This window comes from Mycobacterium sp. 4858 (assembly GCF_900240975.1).
Taxonomy (GTDB): Bacteria; Actinomycetota; Actinomycetes; order Mycobacteriales; family Mycobacteriaceae; genus Mycobacterium.
Genome location: NZ_LT968776.1, coordinates 3,702,768 through 3,715,763 on the forward strand (window position 1 = coordinate 3,702,768; position 12,996 = coordinate 3,715,763).

At 68.4% G+C, this 12,996-nt stretch carries 11 protein-coding genes; 6 read left to right on the plus strand and 5 right to left on the minus strand.

Annotated features, from left to right (window positions below; translation table 11 throughout):
* Nucleotides 1–274: 274 nt before the first annotated feature.
* The 3 genes from cysC to C1737_RS26270 all read left to right on the plus strand — a co-directional run bounded on the left by cysC (nt 275) and on the right by C1737_RS26270 (nt 2,609).
* Complete coding sequence (gene cysC, locus C1737_RS26260) at nt 275–958, plus strand: adenylyl-sulfate kinase (RefSeq protein ID WP_067918575.1); 684 nt, start codon at nt 275–277, stop codon at nt 956–958.
* Between the two features lie 71 nt (nt 959–1,029).
* Nucleotides 1,030–2,295 carry a sulfate adenylyltransferase gene (gene sat, locus C1737_RS26265; RefSeq protein WP_102419829.1) on the plus strand — a complete coding sequence of 422 codons (1,266 nt, stop codon included), beginning with the start codon at nt 1,030–1,032 and terminating at the stop codon, nt 2,293–2,295.
* A complete protein-coding gene (locus tag C1737_RS26270) occupies nt 2,292–2,609 on the plus strand; it encodes a hypothetical protein (protein ID WP_068096181.1) in 318 nt (105 codons plus the stop codon). Before sat ends, C1737_RS26270 begins: the two co-directional genes overlap by 4 nt.
* Before the next feature lie 14 nt (nt 2,610–2,623).
* On the opposite strand, the gene fadD21 is transcribed toward C1737_RS26270, so the two are convergent.
* Together fadD21 and C1737_RS26280 are read right to left on the minus strand one after the other, a co-directional pair.
* A complete protein-coding gene (gene fadD21, locus C1737_RS26275; protein ID WP_102419830.1) occupies nt 2,624–4,363 on the minus strand; it encodes a fatty-acid--AMP ligase FAAL21/FadD21 in 1,740 nt (579 codons plus the stop codon).
* 5 nt (nt 4,364–4,368) lie between these two features.
* On the minus strand, nt 4,369–5,982 hold the full coding sequence (locus tag C1737_RS26280) for a CdaR family transcriptional regulator (protein WP_102419831.1): 1,614 nt from the start codon (nt 5,980–5,982) through the stop codon (nt 4,369–4,371).
* A gap of 81 nt (nt 5,983–6,063) precedes the next feature.
* On the opposite strand from C1737_RS26280, the gene pruA reads away from it, so the two are divergent.
* The 3 genes from pruA to C1737_RS26295 all read left to right on the plus strand — a co-directional run bounded on the left by pruA (nt 6,064) and on the right by C1737_RS26295 (nt 10,126).
* Nucleotides 6,064–7,695, plus strand: coding sequence for an L-glutamate gamma-semialdehyde dehydrogenase (gene pruA, locus C1737_RS26285; protein WP_102420144.1), 1,632 nt, complete (start codon nt 6,064–6,066; stop codon nt 7,693–7,695).
* Nucleotides 7,695–8,657 carry a proline dehydrogenase family protein gene (locus C1737_RS26290; RefSeq protein WP_102419832.1) on the plus strand — a complete coding sequence of 321 codons (963 nt, stop codon included), beginning with the start codon at nt 7,695–7,697 and terminating at the stop codon, nt 8,655–8,657. Before pruA ends, C1737_RS26290 begins: the two co-directional genes overlap by 1 nt.
* Nucleotides 8,658–8,881: 224 nt before the next feature.
* Nucleotides 8,882–10,126 carry an HNH endonuclease signature motif containing protein gene (locus C1737_RS26295; RefSeq protein ID WP_102419833.1) on the plus strand — a complete coding sequence of 415 codons (1,245 nt, stop codon included), beginning with the start codon at nt 8,882–8,884 and terminating at the stop codon, nt 10,124–10,126.
* 87 nt (nt 10,127–10,213) lie between these two features.
* On the opposite strand, the gene C1737_RS26300 is transcribed toward C1737_RS26295, so the two are convergent.
* The 3 genes from C1737_RS26300 to C1737_RS26310 are packed head-to-tail and all read right to left on the minus strand — an operon-like array spanning nt 10,214 to nt 12,989.
* Nucleotides 10,214–11,248, minus strand: coding sequence for an alpha/beta hydrolase (locus C1737_RS26300; RefSeq protein WP_102419834.1), 1,035 nt, complete (start codon nt 11,246–11,248; stop codon nt 10,214–10,216).
* Nucleotides 11,249–11,307: 59 nt separating this feature from the next.
* Nucleotides 11,308–11,919, minus strand: coding sequence for a TetR/AcrR family transcriptional regulator (locus C1737_RS26305; protein ID WP_102419835.1), 612 nt, complete (start codon nt 11,917–11,919; stop codon nt 11,308–11,310).
* Nucleotides 11,919–12,989 carry a zinc-binding dehydrogenase gene (locus tag C1737_RS26310; RefSeq protein ID WP_102419836.1) on the minus strand — a complete coding sequence of 357 codons (1,071 nt, stop codon included), beginning with the start codon at nt 12,987–12,989 and terminating at the stop codon, nt 11,919–11,921. Before C1737_RS26310 ends, C1737_RS26305 begins: the two co-directional genes overlap by 1 nt.
* Nucleotides 12,990–12,996: the final 7 nt, after the last annotated feature.

A 12,996-nucleotide genomic window follows, 5' to 3' on the forward strand; every position in this document is an offset into this window, starting at 1 on the left:
TCTGCGGAGGAAGCGCGTGAGCCCAACGGTCACGAAGGCGCCATTCAACTCATCGTGGTTACAACCGGCCCCGATGGGCAAGGCAGGCCGGCACCTGAGGCGACGGCCACCGGCAGGTCGTTGAGGCCTCCCGGACCGGCCGTTCAGTGGCGGCGCAGTGGAAAACTCCTGTAAATTGGCCATCTTAAGTAGAAGACCGGCGACAGCCCGGTTTGACCGGCGGGCGACCCGGTGAGGGTCGTCAGGAGAGTTTCCCGAGAGCGTGGAGCTGAGCATGTCGAACAACATCACCTGGCATGAACACCACATCAGTCGCAGCAGCCGCGAGAAACTCAACGGGCATCGGGGTTGCGTCCTGTGGTTCACCGGTCTCAGCGGCAGCGGTAAGAGCACGGTGGCCAACACCGTCGAACAGAAGCTCTACGAGCGGGGTGTCCGAAGCTATCTCCTCGACGGGGACAACGTCCGTTATGGGCTCAACGCCGGACCGGACACCCTCGAACCACGGCATGGGGTCGAGTTCGCCAAGAGGTTCGGGCTGGGCTTCTCCGCGGAAGATCGCGAAGAGAACATTCGCCGCATCGGGGCCGTCTCGAAGCTGTTCTGTGAGGCCGGTGTCATCGCTTTGACGGCTTTCATCAGTCCCTACCGGCGCGATCGCGACGCGGTGCGGGAAACGCTCGTCGAAGGCGACTTCCAGGAGATCTTCATCGATACCCCGCTCGAGATCTGCGAAAGGCGCGACCCCAAGGGGCTGTACAAGAAGGCCCGGGCGGGGGAGATCAAGGGATTCACCGGGATCGACGATCCCTACGAGGCCCCGGTGCAACCGGAACTGCGACTCGCGGGCGGTCAGAAGGACGCGGACACACTGGCCGAGGAGGTGATTGCCCACCTCGAGAAGGTCGGCGTCGTCCCGGCCCTCGCGCGCAGCCGCGACGGTGCCCTCGAGGTCTAGAGGGTCTAGGAATCGGAACAGGCGCCGGACTGTTCGAAGAAAGTGTTGGGCGGCGAAACGAGGGGCATCAGATGAGCTACACGGGTCACAACGGCAAGCCGATCGTGGAGCGGGTATCCACCGAAAACGCGGCCGGCCGGATCCAGGGCCTGGCGCGGGTGCCCATATCGAAGGCGACCGCGCACGAGGTCATCAGCCTGTCCTACGGATTCTTCACGCCGCTCACCGGGTTCATGGGGCGGCAAGAGGTCGATACCACGCTGGACAAGTTGGCGCTGCCCGACGGCACGCTGTGGAGCATCCCGATCGTCTTCGACCTGTCGGCGGACGACATCGAGAGGCTGGGCGTCGACGAGGGCTCCGGCGTGGTGCTGGAATACCTCGACGTCCCCCTCGCCATCCTCGACGTCACCGAGATCTACGAGTACGACCTGCAGCGCCTGGCCGAGAAGACTTACGGCACAACGGACCCACGGCACCCGGGCGTGAAGAAGACGCTGGCGTACGAGAACCGGTTCGTGGCCGGAGAAATCACGCTCATCAACGAGCCGGTGTTCAACGAGCCCTTCAAGAGCTTTTGGCTCACGCCCAAGCAGCACCACGACGCGCTCGCGGAGAAGAATTGGAACCACGTCGTGGCCCATCAGACCCGCAACGTCCCACACACCGGCCACGAGGCGCTGATGAAGCAGGCGTGGCTGGCCGCCAATGAGGACCAGCCCGTCGACGAATTGAACACCGGAGTGCTCGTCAACGCCATCATCGGGCAGAAGCGGGTGGGCGACTACATCGACGAGGCGATCCTGTTGACCCAGGACGCGCTGAGGACCAGCGGCTACTTCCGGGAAGACGTCCACAAGGTGACCTTCACGTTGTGGGACATGCGCTACGCCGGACCGAGGGAGGCGATCTTCCACGCCATCCTGCGGACCAACCTCGGCTGCACGCACCACATGTTCGGGCGCGACCACGCCGGCGTCGGCGACTTCTACCATCCCTACGACTCGCAGAACCTCCTTCAGGACCACCGCTCGGAGCTGGACATCAAACCGGTGTTCCTGCGGGAGAATTGGTACTGCCCCGAATGCCGCGAAGTGACCAACTCGGCGCTGTGCGGCCACGACGCCAAGGCGCAGAGCTTCAGCGGAAGCCTGATCCGAAGCATCCTCACCGACGAGGTGAAGCCGACGCAGCAGGTCATGCGGCACGAGGTGTTCGAGGTGGTGCTTCAGGCCGCCGCCGAGTACGGCCAGGGCTCGCCGTTCGTCACCGAGGAGTACCTGAGGGACCGGCTGCCCGTGTTCACCCTGAACCAGTTGGAGGGGGCCGACTCGTGAGCGGCGAGGAGAACAAGATCAAGGTCAACGTGTGGATCAACGAGGAGCGGCTCGAGGCGCTGGCGAAGGCCGGAATGGCCGACTCGGCGAAGGAAGCGTTCGCAGGCATGAAGCTTCTGGAGATCTACACCACCGAAGAGCAGAAAGACGTTGTCCTGCAACGCTTTCCAGGTGCAAAATACGACTCCGCCACCACCAAGTCCATCGAGTTGCTACCCAAGAAGGTCAAGGACAGGCTGTTGCAGTTGTCCATCGCGCTGCACTCCACGGGCCCTGACGTGATGGACAGCTTCCTTGCCGAATCGCAACCCTAGCGGGGCGCGTCCGCTCAGGCGTCCAACCGGGTGAACTGCTGGCGGCGGTACTGCTCGACGCAGGCGGCGCGCCGGATCTTGCCGCTCGTCGTGGTGGGGATGGAACCCGGGGGCACCAGCACGAGATCGGCGACATTGAGGCCGTGCGAGCTCGAAATCGCCGCGGTGACATCGTTTTTGACGGTGTCGAGCCGGCGCAACGCGTCCTCGGCGGAATCGCCGCGCTTCTTCCATTCGATGATGGTCACCAGCTTTTCGGACTCGTCCACCGCGACGGAGATCGCCGCGACCCGGCCCCCGGTGATCTGTTGGACCGTCGACTCGATGTCCTCGGGATAGTGGTTGCGCCCGTACACGATCAGTAGATCCTTCATCCGGCCCACGATGAACATCTCGCCCTCGGAGACGAAGCCGAGATCACCGGTGCGCAGCCACGGTCCCGCGGGCGTGCCCGGTGACGGGTCCGTCACGGTGCCGCCGAAGGTGCGCTCGGTTTCCTCCGGCTTCCGCCAATAGCCGCCGGCCACGTTCTCGCCGTGCACCCAGATTTCGCCGACCGTCCCCGGCGGGCGTTCCCTGCCGGTGTCCGGGTCGACGATCCGCACCGCCGGCGACCTCGGCGTGCCATAGCTGAGTAGCGGTGAGCCGGTTTGCGCCGAACACCGTTGCGCCGCCCCCTCCGACAACCGCTCGGGTTCGAAGTGAACGACCTCCGGGGCGCCCCCCCGGGTGCGGCTGGCGACGTAGACGGTCGCCTCCGCGAGGCCGTAGGAGGGGCGCATCATGTGATCGCGGAAGTTGTACGGGGCGAACCGTTTACAGAATCGGCCCAGCGTGGCGGGATGGATGCGCTCGGCGCCGCTGATGATGCCCAGCACGTTGCCCAGGTCGATGCCGTCCAGGTCGGCATCCGACGTCTTGCGGGTGGCCAGCTCGAAGGCGAAGTTGGGCGCCGCCGACATCACCGGTGCGCCGTTGGCCATCGCGTGGATCCACCGCGCCGGGCGCTGCAGGAAGGCCACCGGGCTCGTCAGGTCACCGCGGTAGCCACCCAGGATCGGCGCGATCACGCCGAGCACGAAACCCATGTCGTGATAGAAGGGCAGCCACGACACCACGGTCGTGTCGCGCGGCGGGACGCCGTTGGCCTCGACGAAATAGTCGGCCATCAGCTGCTGGAAGTTCACCTGAAGGTTCCGGTGCGAGATCACCACCCCGGCGGGCAGCCGAGTGGAGCCGGAGGTGTACTGCAGGTACGCCGTGCCTGGGGCGCCGCTCACCCGGATGCTCGGAGCGCCCGCATCGTCCAAATCGAGCGCGTCGACCTCGACGACGGCCGGCGTGGCCGTCGAGCCCGGTTGCCGGAGGTGGTCGGAGACGGCTCCGGCGGCCGCGGACGTGGTGAGGACGACGGTGGGTGTGGTGTCGGCCAGGACGGCGCTCACCCGTTCGTCGTGCGAACCGGCCGCGGGTACCGACAGCGGGACCGCGATCAGCCCGGCCTGCATCGCGCCCAGGAACGCCACGATGTAGGCCAGCCCTTGGGGAGCGAGGATCACGGCGCGGTCGCCCACGGCCCCATGCCGCCTGACCGCGTGCGCGACGTTCAGCGTCCGCCGGTGCAGCTGCGCCCACGTCAACGCCTCGGTGACGCCCGCCCAATCCTGCTCGTAGTCGGTGTAGCGGAACGCCACGTCGTCGGGCTGCAGCCCGGCGCGTTCACGCAGCAGGGCGACCACGGACGCGTTCTGCATGCGCGTTAGGTTACCGCCTCGCCCCGGGGCCCACCCGGCAGTCGCAAGCCCAGCGAAAACAGCAGCCGCACCTCGGGATCGGCCAACGATGTCGACAACAACTTCTCGATGCGGCGCACGCGGTAGCGGACGGTGTTGGGATGCACGTGCAGCGACCGCGCGGCGGCCGCGACGTCGCCGAAGTCGTCCAGATACACCCGCAGGGTCTCGGCCAGCACCGGTTCCCGGGCGCGCAGCTCGGCGATGCGCGGATCGACCAGCCGGTCTTCGCGGCCGACCAGGGCCAGGATCTCGTCGAGCAGGACGGTGGTGCGCGCCTCGGCCAGCGACGTCACCTGTGGCATCGAAACCGGATGGCGCGCAGCGCTGTCCAGCACGCGGTCCAGTTCGGCGCGCGCCGCGGCGATCCCGGCCAGGCCGGTGACGGGAGCGGCGACGGCGGCCCGCAACTGCACCCCGAGCTCGGCGCGCATCGCCGCGACGGTGCCGCGCACCCACGAGTTGACCGAACGGGTCTGCGTCTGGGGCAGCAGCACATAGATCCGCGATCCGCGCGAGGCCACCTGAGCATCGCTCCGAAAGGCGCTGACGCTCAACGCCATCACGTCGGCCACCCGCGCCTGGCGGGGCGTGCCGTCGGCCGCGGCGTCGGCGGTGTCCCAGCCGATCAGCGCCGCGTCGCCGTCGGGGGTGACGCCGAGTTCGCGCGCGACGGCGACCGGGTCGGGTTCGCCGTCGATCAGGCCCAGCAGCTGCTGCACCCGCCGCGCGTGCGTGGACGGCCGCGCCGCCAACCGCGCCATGATCCGCGCGGCGAGCACCGCCGCACCGCGCAGTATCTGCTCGGCGTCATCGGCCAACGGCTGCGAGCCCTGCTGCACCCAGATGGTGCCGGCGAACGTCGGCGGTCGCCGCGCGTCCAACGCGGGCTGGTGGATCCCGACGGCCAGGCGCGGCCGCAGGCCCAACTCGGGACGTTCGGCCACGCGCACCACCTGATCGCCGGCCCGCAGCGCATCGAAAATGCCCCACTGGCCGATCCATTCGAGATGCGCGGGCGGCCCCGCCCGGCCCAGGATGGACAGGCGGCGCAGCTCGTCGGCTTCGTCGTTGGAGGCCGAATACGCCAACACGTGCGACTGGGCGTTCTCGATGCTGACCATGCCGTGGATGCGATCGGCCAGCGACTGCGCCAAGCCGAACAGGTCGGTGCCCGAGTCCTCGGTCTCGTCGGCGCGGTCGCCGTGATGCTCGAGCACGTGACTGACCAACTGGTAGAGCCGTTCCCAGCGGGCCCGCGGCTCGACGGCGACCACCGCCGAGCCGGCCCCCACCGCCGCATTCACCAGGGCGTTCGAGGGTTCCTTGGCGAAGACCGCCACCGGCACCCGCTCGCGGGCCTGCTTGCTCACCCAGCGCAGCGCCTCGTCGTCGGCGACCCCCAGCAGGAAGAACGCGTCGGACGACCCCACGGCCGCCGCGAGTCCGAGCCGCACGTCGTCGCCGTCGATCAGCGCGGCGGAAGCCACCGGAAGGTCCAGGCCCCGCGGCGCTTCGACCAGGCTGACCAGCGTCGCGTCCAGCGCCAACAACAGCTGACCCAGCCCCACACCGGCCATTGTCTGATCGTACTATCAAAGGGCGCCCATGCTGTCCGATCGGCTAATTCCGTGGGGCGCCGCGGCGAGGATCCTGGCGGCATGGACGCGATAACCCAGGTGCCGCTGCCGGCCAACGAGCCGGTCCACGACTACGCGCCGCAATCCCCGGAACGCGACCGGCTGCGTGCCGAGCTGGCCGCGCTGGCCGACCACCCGATCGACCTCCCGCACGTCATCGGCGGCAGACACCGGATGGGCGACGGTGATCGCATCGAGGTCGTCCAACCGCACCGGCACGCCGCCACGCTGGGCACCCTGACCAACGCCGTGCACGCCGACGCGGCGGCGGCGATCGACGCCGCCATGGCAGCGAAACCCGCCTGGGCGGCAATGCCTTTCGACGAGCGTGCGGCGGTGTTCCTGCGGGCCGCGGACCTGCTGGCCGGGCCCTGGCGGGAGAAGATCGCCGCCGCGACCATGCTGGGCCAATCGAAATCCGTCTACCAGGCCGAGATCGACTCGCCCTGCGAGCAGGTCGACTTCTGGCGCTTCAACGTGGAGTTCGCGCGCCAGATCCTGGCGCAGCAGCCGATCAGCGGGCCCGGCGAATGGAATCGCAGTGACTATCGCCCGCTCGACGGATTCGTCTACGCCATCACGCCGTTCAACTTCACCTCCATAGCGGGCAACCTGCCGACCGCGCCGGCGCTGATGGGCAACACCGTCGTGTGGAAGCCGTCGATCACGCAGACCCTGTCGGCCTACCTGACCATGCGGCTGCTGGAGGCCGCGGGGCTGCCGCCCGGCGTCATCAACCTCGTCACCGGCGACGGGTTCGCGGTGTCCGACGTTGCGCTGGCCGACCCGCGGCTGGCCGGCATCCACTTCACCGGGTCCACCGGCACCTTCCAGCGCCTGTGGCAGCAGGTGGGCGCCAATATCGGTCGCTACCACAGCTATCCGCGGCTGGTCGGCGAGACCGGCGGCAAGGACTTCGTGGTGGCGCACCCTTCGGCGCGGCCGGATGTGCTGCGCACCGCGCTGATTCGCGGTGCGTTCGACTACCAGGGCCAGAAATGCTCGGCGGCGTCGCGGGCGTTCATCCCGCACTCGGTGTGGCGGCGCATCGGCGACGACTTCCTGGGCCAGACCGCCGCGCTGCGCTACGGCGACGTCACCGACCTGACCAACTACGGCGGGGCGCTGATCGACGAGCGGGCGTTCGCCAAGAACGTCGAGGCGATCGAGCGGGCGAAGAGCGCCGCCCACGTCACCATCGCGGTGGGCGGCGAATACGACGACAGCGTCGGCTATTTCGTACGCCCCACGGTGCTGCTGTCCGACGACCCGGCCGACGAGTCGTTCGCCACCGAGTATTTCGGTCCGCTGCTGTCGGTGCACGTGTACCCCGACGACGACTACGAACGCATCCTCGGCGTGATCGACGGCGGCTCGCGGTACGCGCTGACGGGCGCGGTCATCGCCGATGATCGCGGGGCGGTGCTGGCCGCGCAGGAGCGCCTGCGCTTCGCCGCCGGGAACTTCTACGTCAACGACAAACCCACGGGCGCGGTCGTCGGGCGCCAGCCGTTCGGTGGCTCGCGTGGCTCGGGCACCAACGACAAGGCCGGCTCGGTGCTGAACCTGTTGCGCTGGACGTCGGCCCGCACCATCAAGGAGACGTTCGTCCCGGCGACCCACCATACCTACCCGCACATGGCGGCCGAGTGATGACCGGCGTGTTCGCCAGCACGCTGCGCCCGGCGATCATGGCCGCCAGCCGGCGACCGGGATTGCGCCGGGCCGCCGAAGGCCTGCCCATCACCCGTCGGGTGGTGCACCGCTTCGTTCCCGGCGAGACCATCGACAGCGCGCTGGGCAGCGTTGCGGCGCTTCGTGGTTCGGGCCGGTGCGTCAGCCTCGACTACCTCGGTGAAGACGTCACCGACGCCGGCGCCGCCAACTCGGCGGTGGCGGTGTATCGGGACCTGATCGACCGGCTGGCCCGGTTCGGCGATGACGCGGCCGACCGGCCGCTCGAGGTGTCGCTGAAGCTGTCGGCCCTGGGGCAGGCGCTGGGTCGCGACGGTGAGAAGATCGCCCGGGAGAACGCCTTCGCGATCTGCGAAGCGGCGCAGCGCGCCGGCGTGTGGGTGACGGTGGACGCCGAGGACCACACGACGACGGACTCCACGCTGGCGATCGTGCGCGATCTGCGGAACGACTTCTCTTGGCTGGGCGTGGCGTTGCAGGCCTACCTGCGGCGCACGTTGGGCGATTGCCGGGAATTCGCCGACGCCGGGGCGCGAATCCGGTTGTGCAAGGGCGCCTACGACGAACCGGCGGCGGTGGCCTATCGCGACCCCGCCGCGGTGACCGATTCCTACCTGCGTTGCCTGCGGGTGTTGATGGCCGGTTCGGGCTACCCCATGGTGGCTTCCCACGACCCGGCGATCATCGAGAAGGTGCCCGCGCTGGCCCGCGAAGTGGGTCGCGATACAACGGATTTCGAGTATCAGATGCTGTACGGCATCCGCGATGGGGAGCAGCGACGGCTCGCCGACTCCGGCAACCGGGTCCGCGTTTACGTGCCGTTCGGCACCCAGTGGTACGGCTACTTCATGCGCCGCCTGGCCGAGCGGCCCGCGAACCTGACGTTCTTCCTGCGGGCGCTGGCGCAGCGCGGGCACTGAGTGGGAGCTCACGGCTTTGCGTGTGCCGTCAGGGCGGCGACACGCCCGACGATCACCGCCCTGTCCGCACAGTCAAAGCCCTGGGCGCACACTCGAGGCGCGGGCGTTGAGCCATAGCGACGGTGGGGCGTTTGGTGGCCAATCAGGTTGCCTGGCTTGGTGGCTGACGACCGTCGCCCCGGAGACAGCCCGGATTTGTCGGTGGTCGCTGCGATGATGTGGTTATGTCTTTGACCGCCTCGCCTCCCGTGGAGGTGAATCCTGCTGAGCGCCTGGATGGGTTGTTTGAGGAGTTGGCGGAGTTGGCGGGTCAGCGTAATGCGATTGATGGGCGCATCGTGGAGATCGTCGCTGAGTTGGATCGTGACGAGCTCTGTGGTGTCACGGGCGCGCGGTCGGTGGCGGCGTTGGTGGCCTGGAAGCTGGGCTTGTCGTCGGCGAATGCCCACACGATCAGCACCGTGGCACACCGGCTGCAGGAGTTTCCGCGCTGCGCCCAGGGCCTGCGGGAGGGTCGGCTGTCGCTGGATCAGGTCGGGGTCATCGCCGCGCAAGCGGGTGAGGGATCTGATGAGCATTACGCGCAGCTCGCCCAGGTCGCTACGGTCAACCAGCTGCGCACCGCGGTCAAGCTGGAACCGCGACCCGAACCCGAAACTCGGCCGCAACCGCAGCCGGCGATCACCAAGACCGCCGATGAGGAGTTCACCTGCTGGCGCATCAGGCTGCCGCACCTGGACGCGGCGAAGTTCGACGCCGCCTTGGCCTCTCATCGGGATGCGCTGATCGCCGAATGGAAACACGCCCGCGACAACGACGACATCCCAGCGCAGATCGCACCGCCACTGCCGGGCACCGTCGAGGCGTTCATGCGCCTGGTCGAGACCGGATGGGACGCCGAAGCCGCACGGCGCCCCCACGGCCAGCACACCACGGTGGTGGTGCACCTCGACGTCGAGCAGCCCGCCGCCGCGCTGCATCTGGGTCCGCTGCTCACCGAGGATGACCGCCGCTACCTGACCTGCGATGCCACCTGCGAGGTGTGGTTCGAACGTGCCGGCGAGGTCATCGGCGCCGGCCGAACGACGCGCACGATCAGCCGGCGGCTACGCCGGGCGCTGGAGCATCGCCACCGCATGTGCGCGGTGCCCGGCTGCGGCGCCACCCGCGGCCTGCACGCCCACCACCTCCGGCACTGGGAAGACGGCGGCCCCACCGAGCTGGCCAACCTCGTACTGGTCTGCCCCTATCACCACCGACTGCACCACCGCGGCCTGATCACCCTCACCGGACCCGCCGCCGACCTCACCGTCACCGACAACCGCGGCAGACCACTCAGCGCAGCATCACTTGCGCGCCCACCCACCCTGGCCCCACCCGCCGTCGCACCATGCCCCGGACCCACCGGCGAACGCGCCGACTGGTGGTGGTACGACCCCTTCCAATCACAACCACCGCCCTCCAACTAGGCCGGCAACGCGGTCGTCGACGAGATTCCCGATCTCGGCGTCACGGGTTTCGCGCTGGATCCTCAACTGTTACATCGGCTACCCGAGTCAGCCGGGGCAGCCCTCACGGTTCGCGGTGTCAAGCGCCTTCGGCGCGCCCTCGAGGGCGGAGTGCAGCGACTCGAAGACCTGCGGGTCCCACGTCAGCGCCGTCTTCCAGTCCAGCCCGGCCTGGTTGGAGACGAAAATGCTGTGCGTGTCGTCGAACGCGTAGCAGCGCCGGTGCGGCAGCACGGAATCGGGCAGGTCGACCGCCAGCGCGCTACGCAACGCCACGATGCCGTCGTTGGGCCACACCATGGGGTTGACCTGACCGGCCTTGGTGAACTTCTTGCCCCCGATCAGCACCACCGGGATCTTGTCCAACACCCCGGCCTGGAACTGGTTCCAGCCGTCCTTGCCCATCAGGTAAGCCTGATTCACCTCGCGGCCGGAACCCGACACCAGCCGCAGCACTTCGGTCTTGAAACCCTTCATCGCGTTCTCGCAGAACTGGTCGCCTGCGCAGTCGGTCAGCGGGAGGACGTCGTTGGCGTAATCCGACAGGTACGAGCCCTGCCACGGCGTGCCGATCGTGGTCAGCGAGCGGACGTGCACCGCCGAGTTCGTGGTGGTCAGTACCCGGATCGCCGCCCGCGAGTACAGGCCGCCCATCGAGTGGCCGACCAGGTCGACCTCGTTTATGCCCTTGTCAGTGTGCAGGTAGGTCAAAAACCGCGCCAGGTGTTCGCCGGCGGTGTCGATGCTCCCGGTGGAGTTCACGGTCATGTTCTCCGGCAGCGTGATTGGGCAGACCCCGAACGGGCCGAAGCCGGTCTGGTCCACCACCTGCCCCCGGCCGGCCATCGCCGGTGACGTGAACACCTTGTAGCCCTGCTTGAGCAGGTATTCGCGGATCGCGGTGTCGGTGTTGCCCGCCGCCAGCCCGGTCGAGCACGCCTGGTCGGGTGTGGTGAACGGGCTCGTCGCATCCCCGCCGGAGACGATGACGACCGCCTGCGACGCCGCGCGCTTCTGGTCGGACCGGCCGCACCCCAGCAGCATCGACGTCGTGGCCACCACGATCGCGGTGAGCGCCAGCATGCGTCGCACACCCTGGATGCTAACCGTCGCACCGGCCGCGATCGGCCGATTCGAGCGACTCAGGGGGCGCGTCTGGGCCGTGCGCGTTCGCCGGCGAACCCGCGCACCGCGTAGGCGCGCACGAACTCGGCCACCGCCTCGGGATCGTCCATGTCCAGCGTCGAGGACGGCGTGCTGAAGAGCGAGAACAGGATGCGCGCGAACCATTCGCCGGCGGTCTGGACGTCGAGGTCCTTGCGCACCTCCCCGGTGAGCCTGGCGGCCGACAGGTAGGGCGCGACGAAGTCGACGCACTCGCGCAGCAGCACGGCGGCGTCCTTGGTCAGCAGCAGGCTGATGGCGTCCTCGTCGAAATACTTCTCGGATGCGATGGATCGCCGGGCCTGGGTTACGAAAACGGCTGCCTCGCTGAGCTTTTCCTCGAGGGAAGCGCCGCGCGCCATGGCTTTGGACATCTCGCAGTAGAACCGCTCGGAAGCGTGTTCGGCGCAGGCTTCGATGATGGCGCCCTTGTCGCCGAAGTACTCGTAGATGGTGCTGCGCGACACCCCGGCCGTCCTGGCGATGTCGACGATCGTCGCCTTCTGCAACCCCTGCTTGCGGAAGCAGGCGTACGCGGATTCCACGATCAACTCGCGGGTGTCGATGGCCTGGGCGGCCGCTTGGGTCATCACGGCACCAACGCACCCCGCGGCACCAACCCGGCGTCGGCCGACGCAAAAGCGGCGTTGACGTCGGTCAGGTGGAACGGTTCGGGCATCAACCGGTCGAACGGGAACCTGGTGTGCTGCAGGAAGTTCAGGCCGATCGCCAGCGTGACGGGTTCGTAGAACATGACGCCGCGCACCGACTTGTTGCCGTAGACCAGCACGCTCGGATCCAGCTCGAAGGTTCGTCCCATGCCGACGTTGCCGACCTCGAGGAGCGTTCCCCCGTTGTTGAGGAAGCCGATCCCCTCGGGAATGACGCCCGGCACGCCGACGACCTCGAGCACCCAGTCGGCGCCGACGCCGCCGGTGCGCGCGCGGACCTGTTGGGCGACCTCCGCGGCCGACAGGGCGCTCGCGTCGATGCAATGTGTGGCGCCGAAATCGGCGGCGACGTCGAGCCGTTCGGGGATCTTGTCGATGACGATGACCTGCGCGGCACCGGCGGTGCGGGCCACGGCCGTGGCGTTGATGCCCAGCCCGCCCGCACCCTGGATGACCACCGTGTCGCCGAGGCGCACCTCGCGCAGCGCGAACAGCACCTGGGCCAGCGCGCAGTTCAGCGGGGCGACGGCTTCGTCCGGCAGGCCCTCGGGCACCTTGTACAGCGGCTGTCGCCGGCTGGTGTAGTAGTACTCGCCGTAGGCGGCGACGAAGTGCGGCGCCTGATCGTGTGTCCGGTATTCGCCGGCCATCAGGTTCTGGCACGCGTGGGAGCGGCCCCGCGCGCAGGCGTGGCACTGGCCGCAGAACCAGAAATACGGCGTGACCACGCGATCCCCCACCGCCAGCGGCTTCCCGGTCGCATCGGTGGTCAGGCCGTCGCCCAGTTCGGCGATCTCGCCCACCATTTCGTGGCCCATGGCGAACGGGCACGGCAACGGCAGTTCGCCGCGGAAGATGTGCAGGTCAGATCCGCAGATGCCGGCCATCCGCAGCCGCAGCGCCGCGGTGCCGGGCGCCGGTGTGGTCAACGGAAACTCGGCCAGCTCGATGGGACCGCCGTGGGCGGTCAGCAGCGCGAGCTTCGGCATGATGATC